20 protein-coding genes and 1 pseudogene are annotated in these 23,935 nt (G+C 57.0%); 8 read left to right on the top strand and 13 right to left on the bottom strand.

Annotation, left to right across the window (positions count from 1 at the left end):
* Nucleotides 1-56 precede the first annotated feature (56 nt).
* Nucleotides 57-176 (top strand): annotated as a pseudogene (locus tag ACT3RW_RS16575) ((S)-ureidoglycine aminohydrolase); the annotation flags it as partial.
* 180 nt (nucleotides 177-356) lie between these two features.
* Here ACT3RW_RS16575 and ACT3RW_RS16570 read toward each other — a convergent pair.
* A complete protein-coding gene (locus tag ACT3RW_RS16570; protein WP_444614509.1) occupies nucleotides 357-1,424 on the bottom strand; it encodes a CobW family GTP-binding protein in 1,068 nt (355 codons plus the stop codon).
* A gap of 36 nt (nucleotides 1,425-1,460) precedes the next feature.
* Entirely contained in the window at nucleotides 1,461-2,159 is a 699-nt protein-coding gene (locus tag ACT3RW_RS16565; RefSeq protein ID WP_262199033.1) for a maleylpyruvate isomerase family mycothiol-dependent enzyme, read from the bottom strand.
* Nucleotides 2,160-2,288: 129 nt separating this feature from the next.
* Here ACT3RW_RS16565 and ACT3RW_RS16560 point away from each other — a divergent pair, with 129 nt between their 5' ends.
* Nucleotides 2,289-4,052, top strand: a complete 1,764-nt coding sequence (locus ACT3RW_RS16560; RefSeq protein WP_444614508.1) for a plasmid pRiA4b ORF-3 family protein — start codon at nucleotides 2,289-2,291, stop codon at nucleotides 4,050-4,052.
* Nucleotides 4,053-4,062: 10 nt separating this feature from the next.
* On the opposite strand, the gene ACT3RW_RS16555 is transcribed toward ACT3RW_RS16560, so the two are convergent.
* The 4 genes from ACT3RW_RS16555 to ACT3RW_RS16540 form a co-directional block, all read right to left on the bottom strand.
* Nucleotides 4,063-5,388 (bottom strand): LCP family protein, encoded by a 1,326-nt coding sequence (locus ACT3RW_RS16555; RefSeq protein ID WP_444614507.1) that lies wholly within the window; start codon nucleotides 5,386-5,388, stop codon nucleotides 4,063-4,065.
* A 161-nt stretch (nucleotides 5,389-5,549) separates the two neighbouring features.
* On the bottom strand, nucleotides 5,550-6,437 hold the full coding sequence (locus tag ACT3RW_RS16550; RefSeq protein ID WP_444614506.1) for a LysR family transcriptional regulator: 888 nt from the start codon (nucleotides 6,435-6,437) through the stop codon (nucleotides 5,550-5,552).
* Nucleotides 6,438-6,554: 117 nt separating this feature from the next.
* A complete protein-coding gene (locus tag ACT3RW_RS16545) occupies nucleotides 6,555-6,713 on the bottom strand; it encodes a hypothetical protein (RefSeq protein WP_165477320.1) in 159 nt (52 codons plus the stop codon).
* 99 nt (nucleotides 6,714-6,812) lie between these two features.
* Nucleotides 6,813-7,835, bottom strand: a complete 1,023-nt coding sequence (locus ACT3RW_RS16540; protein WP_444614505.1) for a LacI family DNA-binding transcriptional regulator — start codon at nucleotides 7,833-7,835, stop codon at nucleotides 6,813-6,815.
* Nucleotides 7,836-8,030: 195 nt separating this feature from the next.
* On the opposite strand from ACT3RW_RS16540, the gene ACT3RW_RS16535 reads away from it, so the two are divergent.
* The 5 genes from ACT3RW_RS16535 to ACT3RW_RS16515 are packed head-to-tail and all read left to right on the top strand — an operon-like array spanning nucleotide 8,031 to nucleotide 14,537.
* Nucleotides 8,031-8,432, top strand: a complete 402-nt coding sequence (locus ACT3RW_RS16535) for an L-rhamnose mutarotase (protein ID WP_444614504.1) — start codon at nucleotides 8,031-8,033, stop codon at nucleotides 8,430-8,432.
* A 27-nt stretch (nucleotides 8,433-8,459) separates the two neighbouring features.
* Nucleotides 8,460-9,632 (top strand): L-rhamnose isomerase, encoded by a 1,173-nt coding sequence (gene rhaI / locus ACT3RW_RS16530; protein WP_444614503.1) that lies wholly within the window; start codon nucleotides 8,460-8,462, stop codon nucleotides 9,630-9,632.
* On the top strand, nucleotides 9,633-10,940 hold the full coding sequence (locus ACT3RW_RS16525; protein ID WP_444614502.1) for an MFS transporter: 1,308 nt from the start codon (nucleotides 9,633-9,635) through the stop codon (nucleotides 10,938-10,940).
* A 58-nt stretch (nucleotides 10,941-10,998) separates the two neighbouring features.
* Nucleotides 10,999-13,056 (top strand): bifunctional aldolase/short-chain dehydrogenase, encoded by a 2,058-nt coding sequence (locus tag ACT3RW_RS16520; RefSeq protein ID WP_444614501.1) that lies wholly within the window; start codon nucleotides 10,999-11,001, stop codon nucleotides 13,054-13,056.
* Entirely contained in the window at nucleotides 13,053-14,537 is a 1,485-nt protein-coding gene (locus tag ACT3RW_RS16515) for a rhamnulokinase (RefSeq protein WP_444614500.1), read from the top strand. The genes ACT3RW_RS16520 and ACT3RW_RS16515 overlap by 4 nt, the downstream gene beginning before the upstream one ends.
* 65 nt (nucleotides 14,538-14,602) lie before the next feature.
* On the opposite strand, the gene ACT3RW_RS16510 is transcribed toward ACT3RW_RS16515, so the two are convergent.
* The 4 genes from ACT3RW_RS16510 to ACT3RW_RS16495 form a co-directional block, all read right to left on the bottom strand.
* Nucleotides 14,603-15,253, bottom strand: coding sequence for a class I SAM-dependent methyltransferase (locus ACT3RW_RS16510; protein ID WP_131089511.1), 651 nt, complete (start codon nucleotides 15,251-15,253; stop codon nucleotides 14,603-14,605).
* Between the two features lie 103 nt (nucleotides 15,254-15,356).
* Entirely contained in the window at nucleotides 15,357-17,084 is a 1,728-nt protein-coding gene (locus tag ACT3RW_RS16505) for a cytochrome b/b6 domain-containing protein (RefSeq protein ID WP_444614499.1), read from the bottom strand.
* 2 nt (nucleotides 17,085-17,086) lie between these two features.
* Nucleotides 17,087-18,070: an electron transfer flavoprotein subunit alpha/FixB family protein gene (locus tag ACT3RW_RS16500; protein ID WP_262199044.1), complete on the bottom strand. Its 984-nt coding sequence runs from the start codon at nucleotides 18,068-18,070 to the stop codon at nucleotides 17,087-17,089.
* A 13-nt stretch (nucleotides 18,071-18,083) separates the two neighbouring features.
* A complete protein-coding gene (locus ACT3RW_RS16495; RefSeq protein WP_444614498.1) occupies nucleotides 18,084-18,860 on the bottom strand; it encodes an electron transfer flavoprotein subunit beta/FixA family protein in 777 nt (258 codons plus the stop codon).
* A gap of 166 nt (nucleotides 18,861-19,026) precedes the next feature.
* On the opposite strand from ACT3RW_RS16495, the gene ACT3RW_RS16490 reads away from it, so the two are divergent.
* Complete coding sequence (locus ACT3RW_RS16490; protein ID WP_131089507.1) at nucleotides 19,027-20,136, top strand: hypothetical protein; 1,110 nt, start codon at nucleotides 19,027-19,029, stop codon at nucleotides 20,134-20,136.
* Nucleotides 20,137-20,156: 20 nt separating this feature from the next.
* Here ACT3RW_RS16490 and ACT3RW_RS16485 read toward each other — a convergent pair whose 3' ends face one another.
* The 3 genes from ACT3RW_RS16485 to ACT3RW_RS16475 all read right to left on the bottom strand — a co-directional run bounded on the left by ACT3RW_RS16485 (nucleotide 20,157) and on the right by ACT3RW_RS16475 (nucleotide 23,931).
* On the bottom strand, nucleotides 20,157-20,582 hold the full coding sequence (locus ACT3RW_RS16485; RefSeq protein ID WP_444614497.1) for a DUF1801 domain-containing protein: 426 nt from the start codon (nucleotides 20,580-20,582) through the stop codon (nucleotides 20,157-20,159).
* A complete protein-coding gene (locus tag ACT3RW_RS16480) occupies nucleotides 20,545-21,969 on the bottom strand; it encodes an MFS transporter (RefSeq protein ID WP_444614496.1) in 1,425 nt (474 codons plus the stop codon). Before ACT3RW_RS16480 ends, ACT3RW_RS16485 begins: the two co-directional genes overlap by 38 nt.
* A gap of 375 nt (nucleotides 21,970-22,344) precedes the next feature.
* Nucleotides 22,345-23,931, bottom strand: a complete 1,587-nt coding sequence (locus ACT3RW_RS16475; protein ID WP_444614495.1) for a DUF222 domain-containing protein — start codon at nucleotides 23,929-23,931, stop codon at nucleotides 22,345-22,347.
* Nucleotides 23,932-23,935: the final 4 nt, after the last annotated feature.

Raw genomic sequence — 23,935 nt, 5'->3', positions numbered from 1 at the left:
CCGCCTGGCTACCGCGAGCTTGTTTGATCCGCGGCGGGTAAGTCAGGGGACCTAGGGTTGAAGCCGGAGACTACATGTCTCTACGCGCCTTCTGCCCACAGGCTTGTTATGCCGGCGGACCAGATAACTTCCGTTACCTGCTCTACAAAGATCAGAACCGCCAGATCGCTTTGTAAGCAGATAGACCTAGTGAAGTCAGCGGCCGGCACCTACCCATATTGGGCAGGTGCCGGCCTGGATTTTAACTACCAACAATTACACGAGCCTCAACCAACAATTACAACCAACCCTCCTGGATCCCAATAAACACGTGGATTCTGAAATTGTCCGGATGGGCATTACTTACAAATCGCTTCTCAGCTACTTACAGAATCGTCATCGTCGGACTGTTCATTATCACTGTCTGCAATCCGTGAACTAAGTATCAATCGACGCGCTAGACGCGTGAGATCTTGCGGGGTTGGCTCGGACATGGCCGGCTGCAGCGCAGCACGTAAGACTTCACCCACCTCTTGTTCGTTCAAGTCCACACCCACTGCCACGAGCGCATCATCGGCAGGGTCAGAGCCTGGCGTGGCCAACTGTAGATGTGGCTGCCATCCGACCATATTAACCAGGTAGCGCTGAGTTCCGGAGCCGGTTCGGATCTTCACATGGCCCTTGAGACGATATGCTGCCGCCGGCGGATGCTCCAATAGGTCCAACACTGCGCCCGGATCTGCGGCTTCACCACAAGGCACAGTGACCGCGTGGGCATGCGGGGCATGAACGTGATCATGTTCAGCTCGCGAGGCGGCAGCCAATGGAAGTTCGTCCACTGGATCCTCGTTCAGCGCGATATCAAAGACTAGTTCGGGATCAATTGCCGCATGATTGGCCGGCACGATGGTTACCTGCGGGTTGGCTTCCCGGACCCTATTGCTGATCCGTTTGAAGGTCTCCTCACGGGAGTCTTCCGGGATCATGTCCAGCTTGTTGACCACCACGAGGCTGGCCGCGGTGAAGCGGGCAGGAGCCATAGCGGCGGTGTCCACCGTGTGTTCATGCTGCACCGCATCAATGACATCAATAATGCCGCCCGGGCGTACCCCGGGAGCATTGCCGTAACGCAACAAGCGATCCACGTTGATCGGGTCGGCAGCACCGCTGGCCTCAACGATGATTGCGTCCAACCTAAGCTTGGGCGCAGCCAACTTTTCCAGCAGTTCATCGAGGCCACCGCTATCGGGCAAGCAACAGACGCAGCCTCCGGCGATTGATTCGGCGGCATCAATCTGCCCGGTGATCAGCCCGGTATCCACGTTGATCTTGCCGATATCGTTGATGATCACGCCAACGCGAGTACCGGGCCGGGTGAGCAAGCCATTGAGCAGACTGGTCTTGCCCGCGCCGAGGTATCCGGTGAGCACAATAACGGGGATCACTGCTGGTTCTTTCTTCTTAGATTGATGACCGAATTTCTACCAAGTAGGCAGTTGGGGGATCGGTCCGTCAGCCTTAATGTCGCGGGCATTTCCACGGGCCAACCAGTCAACTAAGGCTGCACGGTCAGCACGTACGGTCAACGAGCCATCACCGATCACCCACTGGTCACCTTCTTCGCTGAGCAGTGTCATACCCGGAGCATTCTTGAACCGCATGGTGCGCACGGCGGCTTCCACCGAGTCTTCAAGGGAGTCCGGTTCGGCTTGCGCAATGGTCCACGCGGTATCAAGATCATGATGGTGGATGACAATTTCACAAATCCGCAGGGCAACCAGCGCGGTGGCAGGGATGACCTTGCCGTGCAAGTCCACTTCCTGGATAGCTAGCTCGCCGCTAAGGCGTTCGGACTGCTGGGCAAAATAGGTAGCGGATTCATCAAAAGCCGCCAATAGTTCTTCGCGTGGCAACGCGGCCAGCTGGTCAATCTCTGCATTGCGGGCTTCTTGAGAAGCGTAAAGCTGTTGTGGTTCGCCGCTGGTGACCCAATCGATGAGCTTAACCAGGGTGCGACCATTGGAGGCGAGGTGCGCGATGACCTGTGCTCGACTCCATCCTTCACAAAGGGATGCGGCGGCTAGTTCTTCAGCGGATAAGCTCTGCACGGTGGAGGACATCGTCGCGGTTTCGCGACCCAGGCGGGACAGATCTGAATGCAAGGTGGCAATATCAATCATGATTTCACCCTACCAACGGCCCGGCGCAGTCGGGCACGCGTGAAGTCCAGGCAGCTCAAATGTTGGCTATCTGCTAGGGGTGACACGTAGCCTTGAAAATAAGCAAAGCAACGATGGGATAACAGCTCAGTGGCCAAGAAAAAGAAGAAGCAGAAGCCCAAGCAGGGGCACCCGGCGCGACTGCAAGGAGATGTCGTCTCCATTGAGCGCGCAAAGGTTAAGCGCGGATTAGATGCGCTGGCCGTTCAGTTCACCCAGTGGCTTGAAACGCGACATGGGGATAACGAACTGGCGCCTATGGTTCTGGCCGTCGTGACCGAAACTTTGAGCTCCTACGCTGAGGCGATAGAACTTCGCAGCGTCACCGACTTTGATCCGCCAAAGCTGTTCACCGTGTTGACTGCGACCATCGAGTTTGAAGAGGCCGAAGAACCGGATGATGACTCCGGAGAATTGCGCGATCTAGTCTTCACTGCGTGGACCGTCTACTTGGACTTCTTGATTGAAAGTGACCTGTGGGCTGGCGATCCAGCTAGCCTCGAATGGTTGCTGGCAGCAATTGATGCCGATGATCCCTTCGACGATGAAGATGCAAAAAAGTCGTTGGATGTACCGGAAACTGCAGAGGCTGCAGTGGCTGAAATAGTCCAAATGCCGGTCTCCAAAATGGGTCGGGTGCTTCTTGCCTGGGCCACCACTACCGGTCATGACTACTGGGCCGCCGGTCCGGGTCCTGAATACGTTTCTCAAGCCGCTCATGCGGTACGTGGACTGTTCCCGAAGGACCTAGACTCAACAAGTCGTCACTACGTTGTTACAGTGCTGCTTTCTGCCCTCGAATTCGCCGAGGCACTGGACATCAAAACGGCTGCGCTACCGGAACTGGGCTCAACCTCGCACGACCTCATAGTTCCGGACGGGGCGACCTCCTTCGAGAGCAATTACACCTACCTCAAGGCCATCCTTGATTTGCTTCTGGCTCAGCCGGTACAAGAAGACGAGGAATCTCTTGAGTCCTGGGGTCTAGCAAACCTTTGGCTGCTCGAAGCCATTGACTCAGAAGCACATTCGGTCGCAGCCGCCCGTGACGAGATGTTCTCGGAAGTTGCTTGGGCCGGCGCACATCAGCGCATGGAACTGCTTCGAGCTCTTGGCTTGGTGAGCGAAGGAAGCACCTATGACATTCCGGGAATTGTTCGCCTCGCACTGACCGATCTGGATAACGAAGAGCAGGATGAAGAACCTGCAAGCCAAGCGGTGGTTGATCCTTTTGGATTCTCGCTTGATGATGAGCAAGAGCCTAAGCGAGAAAAGCGGACCGAACCGTACACCGGCAAGGTGCTGCAGCTTAAGCTCTCCCTGCGCGATGTAAAACCACCGATCTGGCGTCGCGTGCTGGTTCCAGTTGACCTGAACCTCGGGGACCTACACGACATCATCCAGATCAGCTTCGACTGGTCCGACTCTCACCTGCACCAGTTCTACGGGCAGAACCGTAAGATCAGCTATGGTCCGCAGAACTCCTATATGGAAAGTGACCACGACGAGTCGACGGTACTACTTTCCAAGCTCTTCAAAAAGCCTAAAGACCGCCTAAGTTACACCTACGACTTTGGTGATGATTGGCGGGTCGGCATTGAAGTGGAGGACGTGCTTAAGTCCGACGACGGTCAGTTGCCGCGGTGTATCGGCGGGCGCCGAATGGGTCCGTTGGAAGACAGCGGTGGACCATTGAACTGGTCCGAAATGGTTCAAGAGCTGAAAGTTGAAGTGCCCTTGACCATGATGCAAGACGTGATTCCCGAAGATGCGGCACTGGAGCCGGGTGAAGATTTTGACCCTGCCGTATTTAGTATCGAGGGAATCAACGAGAATCTGGATCTGGAGTTCTAAGCAGAAACCACTAACCGCAAAGGCTCTGGCTAGCCTTGCGATTAGTGGTTTTCACCGGTGACTTTTCCGGTTGAACCAAGCTTTGATAGTCCTGGCCGAGGTTTAACTGAGCCCCATCAATATCAGCAGTAGCTGGCTTGATGTTCAGGTTCAGTACCTTGGCCAGGGCTTTTGCTGTCTGCTGGGCTTCTTCGGTATCTGCGGCCAACAGTGTGGATTTGTCGGCCACTGCACTCGCGTTGGTCACCGAAGTCACGTTAAAACGCTGCTCGGTAGCCTTGGCAGAATAGTCAGCGGCAAGACCAGGAACCTTAGCGGCGTTGAAGATCTGCACCGGTGCATCGTGTGTGGTGTCTTGAGCTTGTGTGACTACCGGGGAATCCTCATGCAAACTCGCAAAGAGGCTCTGCGCACCGGCGGAGGGAATCACCCGATTTTTGTTCTGTGGCGCCGGCTGCCAAGGCATGGTCATGAAAGTGATTTGATCCGTTGGCACCGCTTGAGCCCGCACTGCCAACGAGGTCAGGTCGGCCAGGGAACTCAGTCCAGGGTCGACCGTCAAGGAGGATGTTGCCGCATCCAAGAATGAATACAACCGGTCTGGGCGGGCCAGTGTTTCCTTGCTGGTGGCCTGTTGAACGATTGCCGACATCACCATCTGTTGATGGCCAAGTCGTGCAATATCGCTGCCGTCGCCCACAGCGTGACGGGTGCGTGCCAAGGCCAGGGCATCGCTGCCATTGACCGTTTGCTCTCCGGCCGGCAGATCCAAGTTCGCTTTGGAATCTTTCATCGCTTCTGGCAGGCAGACGTTGACCCCACCTAGGGCATCAACGATGGACATAAATCCCTCAAAGTTGATCTCAATAAAGTGATCCAAGTGCACTGAGGTTAATGATTCAACAGCGCTCACCGAGCAGGCGGGCCCATAGTTCAACGCAGAGTTCATCATCGCAAGTCCGCCATCAAATTTTCCGGCACCCGTGTCTGCGCAGGCAGGCATGTCAACCAGGGTATCGCGGGGTATCTGCACTGCGTCGATGCGCTTATTGCCGGCGGCAATATGCACCAGAACCATCGAATCACTGCGTGCTCCTGAGGCCTGACCAAAACCTGAACTTTCCATCTGACGGGTATCGGATCCCAGTAGGAGAATGTTCAGATCCATACGCGAGTCTGTAGGTGCGGACTCGGAACCACGCATGACTGCGGTGGAAATGTTGCCTTGGAGTTTGAACCAGAGTCCACCGGCTGCGACCACTAATGAAAGCACCAAGGCTGCGATGACCAGTAGCGTGATGCGCCGGTGGCGAAGTTGTATGCGAAACTTGGTCATCGGTTTCTCCTGGGCATCTTCAGCTGGATTAGATCAAATTCCAGCGGACCATAGAACTACCGGTGCGTTCCAATACCTTGTCCGAGCTCACCTATGCATTCAGGCTATAAAAGGCTGAGAATCCCTTACTTCATCGGGTGAACAGCTCGCGGAATGGAGGCTTACAGGAAACGAAGGAATTCGGTGAGCGCGGGGTTCTGGAAGGAGCCTCGACGGTAGATCGCCCCGATGCTGCGCCCGGTACCTTGCGACAGCGCAAGCTGACGCCCACCGTACACTTCGGCGGACTTAGCCATGATGCTTGGAACCATGGTGATGGCACCGGTGGCAATGCTTAGCTGCACTAAAGCATCGCGCTGAGTGGTGGTGATGACCCTGGGCGGGGTGCATCCAAACCCGCGGTAGACCTCGTCGGTGATCTTTCGAATGGAGGTGCCCTGCGGCAGGCTGACAAGGGTGAGACTGTTCAGCAGCTGCGCATCAACCGCTACATTCTCCGGAAGGTCAGCTGAAACTATTGCGGTGAATTCTTGGTGGTGGAGCAACTGCGAGTGCATATCCGCAGGAACGCTGTGGCTGACTCCCAGAGCAAGGTCCGCGCTACCCAGTCGGACCACCTCGATGAGTTGCTCATGGTCTTCGGCGCTGAGGATCTCGATGTGGATTCCCGGATGCTGTTGATGAAATGGGCCGAGGAACTCAGGCAGGACACTGCCAATCAAGGAAGGTAGCCCGGCCACCTTGAGCGAACCGGTAGTCAGCTCCCGAGTGGAAGCACCCAGTGCGTTGATGGAAGAGAGCTCGTCGAGGATGCGCCGACCGGCCGGGAGGATGCTGCGCCCCGTGTCTGTCAGGTGCATAGTGCGCCCGACCGCACGGAAAATGGGCACGCCCAAACTGTGTTCTAGCGCCTGGATTCGGCGCGAAAGTGAGGGTTGGGAAATTCCAAGAATGTCAGCCGCTGCGGTGAAGGATCCGTAGTCGACGACTGCGATAACAGCTGATATCTGAGCGAGGGAGATACTGCTGATATCCAGATTCTTGGTCATGGATTCAACGCTAACATGGGCGCTAAAGCGTGACTGGGCAGTGATTAGCCAGTGAACAAACGACGGGATGCACTCAGTGAGTGCATCCCGTCGTGGAGAAAAGGTTCTTAGTTTTGCTTAGCTCTCGGTACCGTCGATCGCCGCGCCGGACGGCGTTGCGCCACCCTCGTCGGTCCAGTCTTGACCGACCTCGTCGTTCAGCGCAGGGTCGGAAACGGTATCTGGCAGTTCGGCTTCATTCTTGTTCAAGAAGGCGTCCGGATTATTTGCAGTCATAATTCCATCCCTTTCGTAGGCTGTAGTGCCAACCTAACAAGATTTGGGAGGTGAATGCATCCCGAGACCTAGTGTTTTCAGGGATTCATAAGCAAGTGATCAGCTTGCGTTATCTGCTCCCACAGTCGACTCACGAATCACCAGTTTGGGTGTGAAAACGAATTGTTCGCGAACCGCATCCTCGCCCGCTTCGGCTTCACGCAACAGGACATCAACCGCGGTGCGACCAATTTCTTCGGCCGGCTGCCTCACCGTGGTGATCGGGACTACCGCTGATTCGGCAAAGGCAATGTTGTCGTAGCCCACCAGTGCGATATCTTCCGGGACCGAGAGTGAACCGGACATCACCAGGGCCTGCAAAATCCCTAAGGCCAACAAGTCATTGGCGGCGAAGATACCGTCAGGACGCTGCTCTGGTTCCATGGCGAGAATGCGTTCGCCCACGGCTCGGCCTTCAAGGACGGTTAGCTGCGCCGTCGGCTGGTATTCCAGCACGGCGTCGGCGGTGCCGGCAATAATCGACTGTGCACCTTCGAGACGATGTTGGACCTGTTCGATGCTTTGTGGTCCGCCGACAAACGCGATGCGCTTTCGGCCCAGATCTACCAGGTGTTGTACCGCGATGCGGCCACCTTCAACGTCGTTGACCGAAACCGAGGAGAAGCTGCGGTCCCCACTTCCACGGTCTACCAAAACTACTGGGGTGCCGGATTCGCGAATTTTCCAGAGGCGACTCAAGTCGCTGTGCATCGGGGAGATGAGTACGCCGGCCACTCTTTGCTCTTCGAAGAGATCCAGTAGCTGGCCTTCGGTGGTTAGCGAGCTGTCGCTGGATCCCATCAATACGGTGTAGCCATTGTCTAGAGCGCGGCGTTGTGCACCCTGGGTGACGTCCATGAAAAACGGGTTGCGCGCGTCAAGAACGACAAGTCCAAAATTTCGGCTGTGTCCGGCCCGCAATTGCCGTGCCGCGTCGTTGCGGACAAAGCCAAGCTTCTCAATTGCTGCGGCAACCTTGTCGACCGTGCGTTCGGAAACGACCTGAGGGCGGTTGAGCACATTGGATACTGTGCCCACGGAAACTCCTGCTTCGGCGGCGACTTCCTTAACGCTGACGGCCACAGAGAATTCCTGTTCTTTTTGATGATGGTCTTCTTGCGAGTATATCCCGAGTGGCCCGTTTACAGGCTTGTGCAACCTCATTTTGAAAGGTTTCAAAAATATTTCATTGAGTGATCGATTCCGGCTTGATCTAACTCAGTGAAGTGGCTTACACTCAATAAATCGGGTGATTGAAACGATTCATTTTCATAAAAAATGAGACTCGCCCGAATCCACTTACAACGACGTTGGGAACCGAAGGGAAAACGAGTGCGAGTTTGCTTCCAGCTTCAAGTCGTCCCGAAGCTCATGGACCAGTACATCGAACGCCATCAACAAGTGTGGCCAGAGATGCTCCAAGCCATCAAGGACGCGGGACGTCGCAACTACTCGCTCTTCCTTCGAGAAGACGGGCTGTTGATTGGTTATTACGAAACCGACGACGACCAGGCAGCCCAAGCAGCCTTAGACGCCGATCCGCGCACCGGGAAGTGGGAAGCGCAAATGTCAGAATTTTTTGTCAGTCTCGACGGCCGCGCAGACCAAGGGGCCCAACGGCTCACCGAAGTATTCAATTTGGAAGATCAGCTGGCGCAATTTCCAGCAACCAGGCACTAGTACAAAGCTTTAGAAATGGAGAGGTCAATGGGCACAACGTTGAGTCCCGAAAACCTGCAAACCCTGAACCGTCTAGCCATCGAAGTCCCTTCATGGGCCTATGGAAATTCCGGCACTCGCTTTAAGGTGTACTCCACCGCCGGCACTCCACGGGATCCTTTTGAGAAGATCGCCGACGCTGCCGAAGTTCATCGGCTGACCGGCCTAGCTCCATCGGTGGCATTGCACATTCCGTGGGACAAAGTTGAGGACTTTGGTGAACTGCGTGCCCATGCCGAAAACCTCGGCGTCCGCCTAGGGACCATCAACTCCAATACCTTCCAGGATGATGACTACAAGTTCGGTGCACTGACCCACGAGGATCCAAAGATCCGACGCAAGGCCATTGATCATCACCTTGAATGCATCGATGTTATGGACTCCACCGGCAGCCAAGACCTAAAGATCTGGCTTGCCGAAGGATCCAACTATCCAGGACAAGCCGACATGCGCGGGCGCCAGGATCGGTTGTCCGACTCGCTGGCTGAAATTTACGCACGGCTACACGGCGAGCAGCGATTGGTCTTGGAATACAAATTCTTCGAACCAGCTTTTTACCACACCGACGTCCCTGATTGGGGCACCTCCTATGCTCAGGTGGCTGCCCTAGGCGAGCGCGCCATGGTGTGCCTAGACACCGGACACCATGCCCCGGGCACCAACATCGAGTTCATCGTGATGCAGCTTCTGCGTCTGGGCAAACTCGGCTCCTTCGACTTCAACTCGCGCTTCTACGCCGATGATGACTTGATCGTTGGCGCCGCAGATCCTTATCAGCTCTTCCGCATCATGGCTGAGGTGATTCGGGGCGGCGGGTTGGAAGAAACAAGCACCATTTCCTTCATGCTGGACCAGTGCCACAATGTGGAGAACAAAATCCAAGGCCAAATTCGCAGCGTACTCAACGTTCAGGAAATGACGGCTCGTGCCCTACTGATCGACCGCGTTGCGTTGACCGAAGCCCAGATCTCCGGAGATGTGCTGGTCGCCAACGAGATCTTCATGAACGCTTTTTACACCGACGTCCGCGCGCAGCTTGAAGCCTGGCGGGCCGAGCGTGGACTACCAACCGACCCGATGCAGGCCTTCCGCGAATCGGACTACCAAACACGTATCGAAGCCGAACGCACCGGCGGAGTACAAGCAGGATGGGGAGCCTAAATGGGTACCGTAGCAACGAAGCGCGGCATCTCCGGATGGAAAGCCACCATCGCGGTGGCGATGAGCAACTACATCGAAGCCGGCGCCATCATCGCGCTCGCCACCAGCCTGAGCTTGTGGCAGAACGCCTTCGGATTTGAAGACTCACTCGTTGGCGTGATCGCGGCAGTCTCGGCCAATGCCTTCGGCGCGGCCCTTGGCGCGATGATTGGTGGACCGCTCTGTGACCGCTTGGGTCGTAAGTTCATCTACACCTACGACCTGATGGTCTTTATGCTCGGCGCATTGCTGATCACTTTCACCTTCAATACCGCCCTGCTCATCATCGGCGTGGTCCTCATGGGCATCGCGGTGGGTGCTGGTGTCCCGGCCTCCTGGACCTATATCGCCGAGGAAGCTCCGCAAGAATCTCGCGCCGCCCACGTGGGTACCGCGCAGTTGGCTTGGTCCTTTGGCCCTGCCGTTGGCTTCGCATTGGCGATCATGGTTGAACCACTGGGAGTGGCCGGTTCACGCCTGATCTTCTTCCACCTGTTTATTGTGGCCGCCGTGACCTGGTGGGTGCGCCGTGGGTTGCCCGAATCTACTCGGTGGAAAGAGCAACGGGCGCAGGAACTGGCCAACGGTACCAAGGTATCCTTCTTCTCCGGCATCCGAGGCCTGCTGGCCGAACGCAAAAACTGGTCCGCCCTGTTCTTCCTGATCGGTGTGTATGGACTATGGAATACCGTGGCCGGTCAGGCCGGAATTTTCCAGCCGCGAGTCTACGCAGCTGCCGGCGTGGAATCAGCCACGCAGCAGAACCTGCTGCAGGTATTGGTTTGGGTGCTCACCGCTGCCGCCACGTACTTCGGCTTCATGAAATACGGGGATCTAGTATCTCGGCGGTGGTTGTACTTCACCGGCGCCTTGCTAGGTATTGCCGCCTGGGCGGTGCTGATCTTTGTGCCTCCTGGCGCCTTCTCACTGCTGTTCTACGCAGTGGCCTGGGGCATCTCCGCTGGTATCGGAGCGCAGGCGTTCTACGGTTTGTGGACCGCTGAGCTCTTCGCCACCAAATACCGTGCCAGCGCCCAAGGTGTCCTCTTTATGCTGGCTCGTGTTCTGGTCGGTCTGCTCTCGCTGGTCTTCCCGGTGCTGCTGACCAACATGGGACTGGAGAAACTCGGCCTGCTGATCCTTGGACTGCTCGCTGCAGCCTTGCTAATTGGAACCATCTGGGCTCCCGAAACCCGCGGCAAGTCCCTCGAAGAAATTGAAGTATCTCGTTACGGCAAGCTAGTGGCACCCGACAAGATCGACGCCTAAGCACCAGACCGCCTGATCGCCATAACGCAGATCCCTGAGACGAACTACTGAGAGAATCATGACTCAAAGCATCACATCAACGAGCACCAGCGTAGCTGCGCAGCTCATCGAACGCTCCAACCGCCTGGGGCAAGACAAGAAAAACACCAACTACGCCGGTGGCAACACCTCAGCCAAGGGCAGTGCGATCGACCCGGTCACCGGCGAGAATCTTGAACTGCTCTGGGTCAAAGGCTCCGGCGGCGACTTGGGAACGCTCACCGAACAGGGACTATCCACCCTGCGCTTGGACCGTATGCGTTCACTGGTACAGGTCTACCCCGGGGTGGAACGTGAAGATGAAATGGTGGCCGCCTTCGACTACTGCCTGCACGGCAAGGGCGGCGCAGCGCCATCCATCGACACGGCCATGCATGGTCTGGTCAACGCCAATCACGTTGACCATCTGCACCCTGACTCGGGCATCGCTGTCGCTACCGCCAAGGACGGCCGCGAACTGACCGCCAAGATCTTTGGCGACAAGGTGGCCTGGGTGGATTGGCGTCGTCCGGGCTTCCAGCTCGGACTAGACATTGCCCGAATCAAGGATGAAAACCCACAAGCGGTGGGCTGCATCCTTGGTGGTCACGGAATTACGGCATGGGGAGACACCAGTGAGGAATCGGAGGCGAACTCACTGTGGATCATCGATACTGCCGCCGCGTACATTCAGCAGCACGGAGCACCCGAACCTTTTGGTGCGGTAGTTGCAGGTTTTGAAGCCTTGCCAGAATCTGAACGTCGTACCCGGGCCGCCGCATTGGCGCCAACCATTCGCGGTTTGGCCAGCACCGACAAGCCAATGGTCGGCCACTTCAGCGATGACGAGCGGGTATTGGCGTTCCTCTCACGCCAAAAGCTGGCACAGCTAGCTGCACTCGGCACCAGCTGCCCAGATCATTTCCTGCGCACCAAGATCAAGCCGATGGTTCTAGACCTGCCGGCATCGGCAAGCATTGAGGAGCAGCTGGAGCGGCTCAAAGAATTGCACGGGCAATACCGCGAGGACTACCAGCGCTACTACGAGAGCCACAAGGATGGAAACTCCCCGGCCATGCGCGGAGCGGACCCCTTGATTGTCCTGGTTCCCGGCGTGGGCATGTTCTCCTACGGAGCCAACAAGCAGACTGCACGAGTGGCCGGTGAGTTCTACCTGAACGCCATCAACGTGATGCGTGGCGCCGAAGCACTCTCTACCTACACCCCAATTTCTGACGCGGAGAAGTTCCGCATCGAATACTGGGCGTTGGAAGAAGCCAAACTGCAGCGTATGCCCAAGCCCAAGTCCCACGCTGGCCGTATTGCCTTGGTGACAGGTGCAGCTTCGGGCATTGGTAAAGCTGTGGCCAAGCGGCTGGCTGCTGAAGGTGCATGCGTGGTGATTGCCGATCTGGATCTGGCCAAGGCGCAGGACGCAGCCGCCGAACTGGGCAACAGCGATGTTGCCGTGGGTGTAGCCGCCAATGTTGCGGATGCCGACGCCGTACAGGCCGCCATCAACGACGCAGTGCTGGCCTTTGGTGGGCTGGACTTGGTGGTCAACAACGCTGGGCTCTCGCTATCGAAGCCCCTGCTTGAAACCACGGAAGCAGACTGGGATCTTCAGCATGACGTGATGGCTAAGGGTTCGTTCTTGGTGTCCAAGGCTGCGACTAAGGTGCTGATTGAGCAGAAACTGGGCGGTGACATCATCTACATTTCCTCCAAGAATTCCGTATTTGCTGGCCCCAACAATATTGCTTATTCAGCCACCAAAGCTGACCAAGCTCACCAGGTTCGTTTGCTTGCTGTTGAGCTGGGCGAGCATGGAGTCAGGGTTAACGGCATCAACCCTGATGGTGTGGTGCGAGGTTCAGGAATCTTCTCCTCGGGTTGGGGCGCTCAGCGTGCTGCGACCTATGGTGTGGCCGAAGAAGACTTGGGCCAGTACTATGCAAACCGCACAATTTTGAAGCGAGAAGTTGTCCCTGAAAACATTGCTGACGCAGTATATGTACTGACCGGACCCGAATTAACCCGAACTACTGGGTTGCACATTCCAGTGGATTCTGGGGTTGCAGCAGCGTTCCTGCGATGAGCCAGAAAGAAACGGGAAGCCCGGTCGCAGCCATTGACCTGGGCGCCACCAGCGGTCGGGTCATGATTGGTGAACTGGTGGACGGGAAAGTTCAGCTGACCCTTTGCCACCGTTTTGCCAACGGGCCGGCGCCGTTGGACCAGCTTGAAGACGGCGCATCAACCCAGGCTTTGGCCTGGGACATTGGCGGGGTGTGGGCGCAAATTCGTATTGGCCTGAAAAGGGCCTTTGCGCTGCGTCCGGACATCGCCAGTATTGGCGTGGACTCTTGGGCCGTGGACTATGCACTGCTCAAAGAAGGTCAGCGTCTAGGCCAGGTGCGCCACTATCGGGACCCACGCAATGAGCAAGCAGTTCCTGATCTTGAATCTAAGTTCAGTCGCGCGGAACTATTTGAGCGCAACGGACTGCAGTACCTTCCGTTTAATGCTGTGTATCAACTGCAGGCGGAACACAGCGATTCCCGGTTGGCTCAGGCGGATCAACTGCTGTTGGTACCCGACTACGTCAACTGGCTACTGACCGGCCATGCACGCTGCGAATGGACCAATGCCTCCACCACCGGGCTGCTTAACCAGCGAACGGAAAGCTGGGATGAGGATTTGGTGCAGCACCTCGGGGTTGGCGACTTGCTGGCTCCAATTATTCATCCGGGTCAGGAAGTGGGTTCATTGCTGCCCGAGTTGGCCCGCGAATTTGGGGTCTCAAACCCGGTATCGGTGGTGGCGGTTGCGTCGCATGACACCGCAAGTGCGGTGGCAGCGACCCCGCTGACCAGCGAAAAATCAGCCTACATCTCGTGTGGCACATGGGGTCTGGTCGGTGTAGAACTGGGCGAACCGGTGCTGAGCCAAGAGGCTCAAGAGGCGGGGTTCACCAATGAACTCGGTTTGGACGGGTCGGTACGGTTCCTCAAAAACGTTACCGGCACATTCTTGCTTAGTGAGTCGGTGAGCTATTGGAATCAGCAAGACAAGTTGGCCGCAGGGCCTGAAGTTCAGTTGAGTGGCCTCCTTACAGAGGCCGAAATCCTGCCCGCTGCTGGGGTGCTGATTGATCCGCAACATAAGATGTTTCTCGCTCCCGGGCAGATGCCGGTACGCATCAACGAGGCGATTGTGGCTGCCGGTGGTAGGGCGCCGGAATCTCGTGCGGAGTTGATCCGCGTGGTCATCGAGTCCCTCGCTGCCAGTTTTGCCCGCCAAGCGCGAGAAGCCGCACGCTTAGGTGGATTCGAGTTAGCAGACATCCACATTGTTGGCGGCGGATCTCAAGGCGAATTGTTGTGCCAGCGCACCGCTGATCACGCTCAGGTACCGGTGATCGCCGGGCCGGTTGAATGCACTGCCCTGGGCAATGTGATGGTGCAGCTGAACGTGATAACGCAAGGTACCAACAAGGCCGAAGACCTGCGTACGGTCGTTCGCCGTTCCGTAGATTTGCGTCACTATCAACCAGATAGTGCGCTCAAGCTGGTTTAGATCCGTGTGGGAATCTAAACCATCAGTGATCCTCCAGCCCCGCGGGTTGGAGGATCACTTCATGCTTATTTGTTTCGCTGAACAAACACCACGGAATCTTCCATAACCGCCGGTTCCCCGTTGGGTGCGGTGATGGTGCGTTCGCGAAGCTCAGCGGTGTGAATGCTCCACTGCACCGGGTCCAAGTCCAACGCCTCAAGTTCCTGCTCGGGGCTGGGGAAGATGGGCAGCTCATGCTCCGGAATCTGCGCGAAGGATGGCAAGGACGCATGCGATAAGGCCAGCAGGTGACCGCCGGGTGCAACAAAGCTTGCAGCCTTGCGCAAGAATTCAGCGCGAGGGAACTGGAATGGCGCCTGGAAGAAGCTCAAGGTCACTAGATCAAAGCTCTGCTTTGTATCCCACGCATCCAGATCCGAGGCCACAAACTGTGCTGCGCTGGGATCAATTCCATGCTTTTTCGCTTCCTCAACAGCGCGAGAGATCGCGGTCGGGGAGATGTCCAGCCCGGTGGCCTGCCAGCCATTGGACGCCAGCCACAAAACATCGCCGCCTTCTCCGCAGCCAATATCCAAGGAGGTCCCTGGGGTTAATGGAGCCACCAGATCTTCAATGACCTTATTAACCTTGCCGGACCATACTCGTTCCGATTGCCCGTAGTGCTTTTCCCAGAAGGCAACGCCTTCAAGTTCTTCGGTATTGTGCTGGTGGCTCATTAGTGCCGTCCTGTTCTGATTCGTCAGTCTCTACTAACCGACCGTACCGGCAGGGGAGTGAAGCACGCGAGGTAATTTGCGTCAGCGGCAAGAATTGGCAAAGTTAGCGAGAACTGACCTTTCCGAAGAACCGTGCGATGGAGGCAAGGACCATCGGCCTGCAGGCAATCCATGCACCCATGATGACCAGCAAAGACAGTGCAAAGTAGAGCAATCCCGCCCAGTTGTCCGCGTACGCAGTGGGATCGGTCGAACCTTGCGCAGCGTACATATGGTTCAGATTGCGCAAAGCACCGGTGGAGAACACCAAGATCACATGGACAAGTATGAACAAGACAAAATAGAGCATGGTGGGGAAGTGCAGTGCACGTGCCCACTCGATAGGGTACCGCTTGCTCAGTGCTGGGTTTTTAGGCCAGAACGCACTCAACCGGAATCCGGTGATTGCAGCCAACGGTGCAGCGATGAATACGGTGACGAAGTAGGCCAGCTGCTGCAACGAGTTGTAGTTGACCCAACCATTTTCAGTTGGCCAATCCAAGCTCAGATACTGCAGGGCCGCAGAGAGTGCGTTCGGGAAAACTTCCCAAGACGTAGGGATGATTCTCATCCAATGTCCTGTTGCGAACAGCACGATGACAAAGACCAAACCGTTGATGATCCACAGCAAATCTAGGCTTTGATGCAACCACAAGTTGATGCTGACCTTAGGGCTGCGCTTGGATGACCAATAGGCTGGCGGCTTTTTCTGGTGTCGGACCAACATTCCTGAACGGATGATCAGCACCATCAGGAAGAAGTTGAAGAAGTGGTTCCATGCAAGCCATGCGGGAACGCCAACGGGAGCCGACTCAGGCAGGTGGTATTCGCCCGGGTAGCGATCGATGAACGCGGCAACTGCATCGATGCTGGCAATGCCGCGAGCCACCAGGACCACCGCGGTGGCCATGCCCAAGGCACAGAACGCACCGAGAATCGAAGCCAAAACCCATTGTTTGGTGGTCAATGGACCATGGCGTTTTGGCTCTGTTTTCGTTGGCGCTGGCGTTGCAGTTGTCGTTGGCTTTGAAGGCGCGGCAGCCGGTGCTTGCGCAGCTGGCTTTGCCGGCGCCTTGACTGGTTGTTCTGTTGGGCTTGGTGCTGGTGCGGTAGTTGCCGCAACAACTTCCGGCTGCGCTTGGGGTTCCAGAACCGGGGCCGCGGAGGTATCCACAACCTGTGCCGGTGGCGTAGCAATAGTCTTCGTCTCTTCAACCGGAGGCTGGATTGGAGCGGGCGACGCAGGAGACGACGGAGCAGAAGCGATGAAACTACTTGGTGGCCAAGCTTCACCGTCGGCTACCCGAGGCAGCCCTCGTCTGATTGTTGCGCTTTCCCCACCTGTTGCAATTGGGCTGGCAAGGGCAGTGGTACTCGCGGGTGCAACTTCTGCAGCAGCGGCGTCAGGCTCGACTTCAGCTTCAGCAGGTGCAGCAGAATCGGCTACCGGTGCCGCAACAACTGGCTCCGACCGAGCAGGCGCCGCGGCAGAGGTAGTAACCAGTGTTTGTGCCGGTGGCCAGGGTTGTCCATCAACGCTCCGGGGTAATCCTTGGCGTAGCGACCGGGCAGGTGTTGCCGACGCAGGAGCCACAGCAGAAATAACCGCAGGAGCAACGTCAGCAACAACCTCGGAAGGAACTTCCGGGGCCTGTGGCGCGACGTCGCTTTCAACCGCTACCGGCGGCGCAACGGGTTCGACTTGAGGCACTACCTCGGTAACCGGCGGCCACGGATCTCCACCGGCTACACGGGGCAAACCCTGCCGAAAGGTATTAGATGTTGGGCTCATGATTACTGCGCCTTGCGTGCTTCCAGCGCGGAGATCAACTGCGGAACAACTTTGAACACATCGCCAACAATGCCAAAGTCAGCAATTTCAAAGATTGGTGCATCGCTGTCTTTGTTGATCGCCACAATGGTTTTTGCCGTCTGCATGCCAGCCTTATGTTGGATGGCTCCGGAGATGCCGAGGGCAACGTAGAGCTGCGGTGCCACGGCCACACCGGTCTGACCCACCTGGGCTGCGTGCTCAATGTAGCCAGCATCAACGGCTGCGCGCGAGGCGCCCACGCCGGCGCCCAGCGCATCGGCCAGCTGGTAAACCAATTCAAACTGCTCGGCACTACCCAGACCTCGACCGCCGGAGACAACACGGGTGGCGGTACGCAGCTCGGGACGAGCGGAGTTGCTCGTAGCTTGTTGGATCTCGTGCACTTCGATTTCTGGGCTATGACTAGCGGTCAGCTCAAGGGCGGTAATGCTCGCTTCTTGGCTTGGCGCCCGAAGCTCGCTACTGCCCACCCGGAGGGTGATCACCGGGGCACCAAAGGTAGGCGCACTGAAAGTTGAATAGGCGCCACCATAAATTGAGTGGCTGGCCATGATGCCTTGCTCATCGCGTTGTACACCCAGCGCGTCCACGCTTACCGCTAGCTTGTTGCGTACCGCAAAACGGGCTGCGACCTCACGCGAGGTGAGCGTGTGGCCCAACAATACCGCTTGGGGGTGGACTAGGTCATAACCATTCTGCAAGGCGTCGGTCAGTGGAGCGCTGAGGATGGTGGAGTCGGTGCTGGCGGTCAGTACCGCTGCGGCACCACCTTGAGCTGCCTGAGTGGCGAATGACTGAAGGTTTTCCTCAGTTCCGGCCACTAGGGCAACCGTTGTACCAATACTGCTGGCAGCACCAAGTAGTTCGGCGTAGTTGCTGGCCAGCTCACCGTTGGGCGTGGTTTCGAGGAACACCAGAATGGAATCCGGGGCAAAAGTTGTCATGATTTTTCTCCGCTCACACCAGGTTGTTCTTGGCCAGGTACTCAACCAGCGCAGCCGCTGCCGCTCCGTCGTCATTCATGATCGTGCCAGCCTCACGCGGTGGTCGTTGCTCAACGGCAAGCATGATGGACCGAGCCGTATCCGTAGGTAGTGCTTCAACTCCAAGGTCCGTAAGCGTTAGCACCTCGATCGGCTTTTTCTTGGCGGCCATAATGCCTTTAAAGTTGGGGAATCTTGCATCGGGCAGCGCCTCGGTGATCGAAGCGATGGCCGGAAGCTTGGCGCTAATCTGCGCGGTGGCTCCCTGAAGCTCGCGGGTTCCGGTGATCTGGCCCTCGGCGATTGATATCGCGGACAGTGAGGTAGCCGCAGGCAGGTTGAGCAGTTCAGCGAGCATCACCGGCAGCATCCCGGCCGAACCATCGGTGGACATGTTCCCGGTGAGGATCAGATCGTAGTCTTCCCGGCGTAGCGCGGCAGCCAAGACCTGCGCGGTCAGAACCAGGTCCGCGCCAAGAAGTTGTTCGTCGCTGATCTGCACGGCGGCGGCCGCACCCATGGCCAGAGATTTGCGCACCGTGGCTTGAATGGACTCTGGACCCATGCTCAGCACGGTGATCTGAGTTGCCGGATCTGCATCCAACACCTTGAGCGCCACTTCCAAGGTGCGCTCGCCGATTTCATCAAGCACCGACTCGGAGGCGGAACGTTGCGCCAGCCCGGTGTACATGTTCAGTTCCCGGTCCGCTCCGGTGTCCGGAACTTCCTTGATTAGAACGGCGATCTTCATTCGGATTCTCCCTCGTACCGCAAATGCTAGGACTTCCAAGTTTCTCTGTTGATCATCATGTCCGATTACCGCAGGCAGGTCAATGGTGGCGCGTGGGTTACCGCAAATCGTGGGTGCACCGTAGTCTTGAGACCGAGACCAGTATCGCTAACTCGAAGGATCACTCATGGGCAGCAAAAAGCGTCAAGGTAAGAAGAACTCCGGCGCAGGAAACCCTGCAAAATCCGCACCACGAGGACGTAGCGTTTACCGCATTCAGGTAGAGCAGTATCTGGAATCCTTGCGTGCGCCATACACCGCTTGGGTCACCACCGCGGTCCCGGCCTTCTCCCCAGAAGATGCCGCCACCGCCGCGTCCATCCAGCTCAACGTTGTTGGAGCAGTAGGCGGCGAATACGCGCAGCGCGCCAACAGTTCCAACCTGCACAACATCGACGTTGACCTCTTTGGCGAGACCCTGGCCGAGTACCTGGTATCCCTGGACGACGCAGTGGCGCCGGAGCCGATCTTCAGCGCCTGGCTGGATTACCTCAGCTTTGTTGAAGAGAACAAGCTCTGGGAGGGCGAATCCGAGGACTTCCAGGCTCTGCGCGAAATGCTCGAGGACACCCTTGACGGCTTTGCCGAAAGCGACGCGGAAATCTGCGAACTGCTGCGTGCCACCGAACTGTTTAAGCAGGTTAAAGCCTTCGCGCTGGCCCTGGGTGACGGGGTGGACATGAGTGATAGCAGCGAAGAGTCCACCGCGGCACGCACCCGCGTACTGCGCGCAGTTGGCGTGGACCCGGAATCCTTTGACAATGATGAGCCAGCACCGCTGGCCTTCACCTACGTTTGGGGCGCAGCTCGTCTGTCCGTCGTCACCTACGACGGCCCGGTCATGACCTTGGATGAAGAGTCCTACGACCTGGTGGTGGACGGTGCTGAAGCCGGCAGCGCTCAGCTGCTCTTCGAGATGGCCGTCGGCGCAGTCCAGGCCCACCTGAACCCCGCCTTCGACGTCACCCTGCGCGATGAGGCCCACTACCTGGTGCTGCGCAACCTGCTGGTTACCGCCTCTACCGGACGCGATGGCGACCTTGAAGGCCTGCGCCGCAATGTGGGACCGAAGATTTACGACGCGGTTCTGCCCGAAGCCCAGGCTGCCATGGAATCACTGGCTAACTATGGACTACTGACCAAGGATGGTGATAACTACAGCATCGACGAACGCCTGGTGCCAGTAATCTCCGCCGGTATTACCGAGGTGGAAACCTTCTTCGAAGAAGCCGAATAACACCGGTCGCCGTCCCCGCTTTAGCCCGCAGTTTGATCCGGGCGTGAAGCGGCGATGGCGATCAGTTTTTTAAGCACCTCAAGGTCGATATCCTCTAGTTTGCGCACGTACACACACCCCATACCTTCGGTGTATTTACCCAGTTGTTCCAGGAGCGCGGCCCCTTCGGGCATATCTTTTAGCCCATAAATGGACAGCTGTGCCTTGCGTGGAGAGAACCCGGTTTTAGGCCAGAGGCCAGTATTTTTTGGGTTGGACGGCGAAACGTAGGTATAGGTTCCGTAACCAACAATGCTCGGCCCCCACATCACCGGAGTCTCGCCGGTGACCTCACTGAAAATTCGCTCCAGCTCTTCACCATCTACCCGACGCTTTGCTGGGGTGGCTGCCGCGATGAACTCGTGGACATCAACGTCGGTGGGAAGGGTCTTCTGGGTTGTTGCCAAGTTCTTGCTCCTGAAGTGTTGTGGGCTCTTCTGCTTGGAAAATTGTGGAGAGCTTGCGGTACTGCTTGGTGCCCATAGCTAAGAATGCCACCAAGATCATGATCAGCCCTCCGACAAGGAAGATCAAGGCAATGCCACGGGCCTGACCGTCGCCGAGCAACCACCCCAGTTGCGTAGTTCCCTCGTCGCTACGCATGTACGGGATGATCCAATACTGCGCCAGCGGTGCAATGAGGAATGCGGTAATCGGCGCGGCCGCGGCCTCCATCATCTGGGCAAAGCCGAAGACTCGACCCTGCCTGCGGAAAGTCACCACTTTTTGTATCACTGTTTGTTCCGAGGCTTCAACGGCTGGAATGAGCATCATGTACAGCCAGATTCCCACGATGTAGAGCCACGTCCATTCGCGAATCGTGAATGTTGCGCCCAGTAGACCCATCGCTGCTACCAGCCAGAGCATGGTGCGAATCGGGTTTTTGCCCAATCCGAATTTGGCAATCAACAAACCGCCAACAATGAACCCGGTGGAAGCTAATCCAAAGGTCAATCCCCACGACTGGACGGACATGATGGTCAACCCGTAGGGATCCATCAACGCCATGTATGTGCCACCGATGAAGTTGTTAAACATCGAGAAGATGATCAGCGCGAACAGTCCTGGGATGGCCATTACCGTGGTGAATCCGAGACGCAGATCGCTGGTTTTGGTGCGGCCTTCTTCCTTTTCAGGTTCCTCTTCCGGAATCGAAATCCCCACCAAGTGCAGCATGGTCAGCACCACCATCGCGATGGAAATGACCAACGTCCACCCCATCCCCAACCAGCCGATGGCAAGACCACTAAAAACGCTGGTGATGATAAACGCGATGCCCTGCACCGTGCCAACCAGACCATTGGCGTTGGCATGACGTTCTTGGGGTATTAGCAGCGTGACCGTTGTGGACAGAGCGATTCCACGCATCTGTTCAACGATGGCCCCAAAGAGGATCACCAGGCAAAAGAGCCAGAACTGCCATCCGCCGACATTCAGGATGTCCTTTGTAGGTAACCAAAGATAGATCAGTCCGGCCAAGCTGAACGTGACTGCGGTGATCATTGCCGAGAATACAAACACGGACTTCTTGCGGTGGTTGTCCACGATGGTGCCAAAAACCATGGAGAACACGGCAATCAGCAACATGAACGCACCGCCAATAATGCCGGTAGCCATCACGTTTTGAGTTTCGAGATAAACCCAGAACGTCAGTGCAAACCACAGGAAGCTTGTGCTGAAGTTGGCGATCGCGGTGTTGATCAGAATATGCATAAAACTCCGCTGACCATCGGCCGGCACCACGCGCGTCGCGTTGTCGGGCGGTGTCGAATTTTCAGTTTGCTCGTCACTCATGAGGTGACCTGCTCTAGTTGGTGCCAGTGGTTGTAGCAACAGGATACTCTGGCCGGTCAGGACAGCGATAGCTGTTTAATGTGGATCCTCTAGCTCTCGTTCACTGACGGAAAATTTCCGTCATGCCCGGCAACGAGAAAAGTCCGCAGTAAAGGGTGGGATGAAGTCGGGACGATACTGACGGAAAATTTACGTCATCCGTGCTCGGCGCACTCAATGGACTCAACGAGTGAAGGCGTTGGGCACAGCACAATTTGCAGCAAGCACCGTTTTCTTTCCTGATGCTGCTACATTCTCGGGTCGTATGGGAGATCTGGGTCAATCGTGATGACGGAAAACTTCCGTCACTGCACACCCCTCGATGGGGCTTGACGCCTAGGCCGCGTCCGGATGCTGTCCGGGCGGATCATTGTTGGGGTCGTCAATCGTGATTCTTACGTCGCCACCGCTAACCGTGGTGGGGTGGCCCAGCACGCGTAGCGTTGCCGGGGTCAAATGGACCTTGCGTTCGGGGCAGCGATCATTGGCGTGCTCAAAGTGCTGAACATTGTCTACGCTGCCGGGAACGACGAGGGAATTTAGGCCGTGCGGTGTGCGCCAGCACTTAGAACCGTAGGGGCGGTTGATGACCTTCCAGCCCAAAGCGTGCTTGAACATCTGGTGCTGCTTGCACAGTAATTCGGTGTTGGCACGGTTGGTGTGTCCGCCGGTTTCCCAGGCATCGACGTGATCAACTTCGGAGTTATCTGCGGTGCGTCGGCATCCGGGGTAGCAGCAGTGCTGGTCGCGAGCGCGGAGGAATTCCTTGAGCACCCGAGTGGGCTTGTAGCGTTTGCGGCCAACATCCATCACGGCTCCGCTGAATGGATCGGTGAGCATCGGAATGATGGATGGAGCATCCTTGGCAATTTGTAATGCCGCACCCATGGGGATCGGCCCGTACCCTTCCAAGTCCGCCAGGGCGCGGTCTGGATTGGCAATCATCTGCAGGGCAGGGATCGTGACGACTACCCGAGGCTTGAGCGGTGTGCCATTGGTGGTGGGCCATCCATTGATCAGCGCATCACAGAAGATGTCTGCTTCTAGCTGTGCTTGAGTGCGGGTGTCTTCGGGATCGTTATGCAAGGTGGCCTCGTACTTGAGCGTGTTCACTATAGACTTCACATTGACGCTTGGTGCCACGAGCTTCAACGCGGACATCCCATCCTGCAAATCCCAGCTACTTACCTTTCTAGCATCCGCGGCTTTCTTGTGGCGAGCGTCCGCGGACTCCGGGCGGACCTGATCATGGAAGCGACGGATGCGCTGCGTGATGGTCTCATCACTAGCGGTAGCCGCAATGGGCAACAGATTCTCCTGCATCAGGTTGATCTGTTCCTGCGTCAGGTCCTGCGAATACTTCACCATGGCCCGCGCTGCGGCCGCAGTGATCTGTCCAGCGGCCAAGGCCTGAAGGGTTTCTGGGCAAACGTGGCGCAGCCCTTTGGCCGTGAACATGCGTCCGCGAGCCTTTTCGGTTGTTTCTCGAAGCGCGATCGCAGCTTCAGCGACAAAGTTGGAGGTGATGACCTGGTCACTGGTTGGATCAACGCGGTAGTAGTTCGCGCTGAGCCGTTCGCGTCGTTCCTGCTCGGTTTCAAAGTGGGGTTTGGTGACGGTGTCCTCGGCGAAAGCTTGAGCAACCTGTTCCACACTGTCGGCCATGATCGCGGCGCTGACCGCGGAGAGCATGCTGTCCAGCTTCTGAACTTTCTCTAGTCGAGCCAGACCATCACCAGGGCCGTTGAGCGGACCGGCGTTGAAGAGCTCATCAACTAGTTCCTTCATTGGTCCGTAGAACATCTGGTGCTCTAGGTGGTCGGTGAAGAAGGAGTCTGACTGTGACTCGCTGCGTGTGGCAGGCGGGTCCAGCGGTAGGCGATGTTCATCATCGTCATCGGGTTCAAAATATGGATGTGTCATGCTT

Origin of the sequence: Glutamicibacter sp. AOP5-A2-18 (assembly GCF_052446055.1) — a bacterium.
Classification (GTDB): Bacteria; Actinomycetota; Actinomycetes; order Actinomycetales; family Micrococcaceae; genus Glutamicibacter.
The sequence above is the reverse complement of the archived record's forward strand: the minus strand, read 5'-3'. Positions and strand labels throughout refer to the sequence as shown.

Coding starts and splice junctions, on each gene's coding strand:
- ACT3RW_RS16565 (WP_262199033.1), bottom strand. CDS start 2,159: ATGATTGATATTGCCACCTTGCATTCAGATCTGTCCCGCCTGGGTCGC.
- ACT3RW_RS16555 (WP_444614507.1), bottom strand. CDS start 5,388: ATGACCAAGTTTCGCATACAACTTCGCCACCGGCGCATCACGCTACTG.
- ACT3RW_RS16550 (WP_444614506.1), bottom strand. CDS start 6,437: ATGACCAAGAATCTGGATATCAGCAGTATCTCCCTCGCTCAGATATCA.
- ACT3RW_RS16545 (WP_165477320.1), bottom strand. CDS start 6,713: ATGACTGCAAATAATCCGGACGCCTTCTTGAACAAGAATGAAGCCGAA.
- ACT3RW_RS16535 (WP_444614504.1), top strand. CDS start 8,031: ATGAGACTCGCCCGAATCCACTTACAACGACGTTGGGAACCGAAGGGA.
- rhaI (WP_444614503.1), top strand. CDS start 8,460: ATGGGCACAACGTTGAGTCCCGAAAACCTGCAAACCCTGAACCGTCTA.
- ACT3RW_RS16525 (WP_444614502.1), top strand. CDS start 9,633: ATGGGTACCGTAGCAACGAAGCGCGGCATCTCCGGATGGAAAGCCACC.
- ACT3RW_RS16520 (WP_444614501.1), top strand. CDS start 10,999: ATGACTCAAAGCATCACATCAACGAGCACCAGCGTAGCTGCGCAGCTC.
- ACT3RW_RS16515 (WP_444614500.1), top strand. CDS start 13,053: ATGAGCCAGAAAGAAACGGGAAGCCCGGTCGCAGCCATTGACCTGGGC.
- ACT3RW_RS16510 (WP_131089511.1), bottom strand. CDS start 15,253: ATGAGCCACCAGCACAATACCGAAGAACTTGAAGGCGTTGCCTTCTGG.
- ACT3RW_RS16505 (WP_444614499.1), bottom strand. CDS start 17,084: ATGAGCCCAACATCTAATACCTTTCGGCAGGGTTTGCCCCGTGTAGCC.
- ACT3RW_RS16500 (WP_262199044.1), bottom strand. CDS start 18,070: ATGACAACTTTTGCCCCGGATTCCATTCTGGTGTTCCTCGAAACCACG.
- ACT3RW_RS16495 (WP_444614498.1), bottom strand. CDS start 18,860: ATGAAGATCGCCGTTCTAATCAAGGAAGTTCCGGACACCGGAGCGGAC.
- ACT3RW_RS16490 (WP_131089507.1), top strand. CDS start 19,027: ATGGGCAGCAAAAAGCGTCAAGGTAAGAAGAACTCCGGCGCAGGAAAC.
- ACT3RW_RS16480 (WP_444614496.1), bottom strand. CDS start 21,969: ATGAGTGACGAGCAAACTGAAAATTCGACACCGCCCGACAACGCGACG.
- ACT3RW_RS16475 (WP_444614495.1), bottom strand. CDS start 23,931: ATGACACATCCATATTTTGAACCCGATGACGATGATGAACATCGCCTA.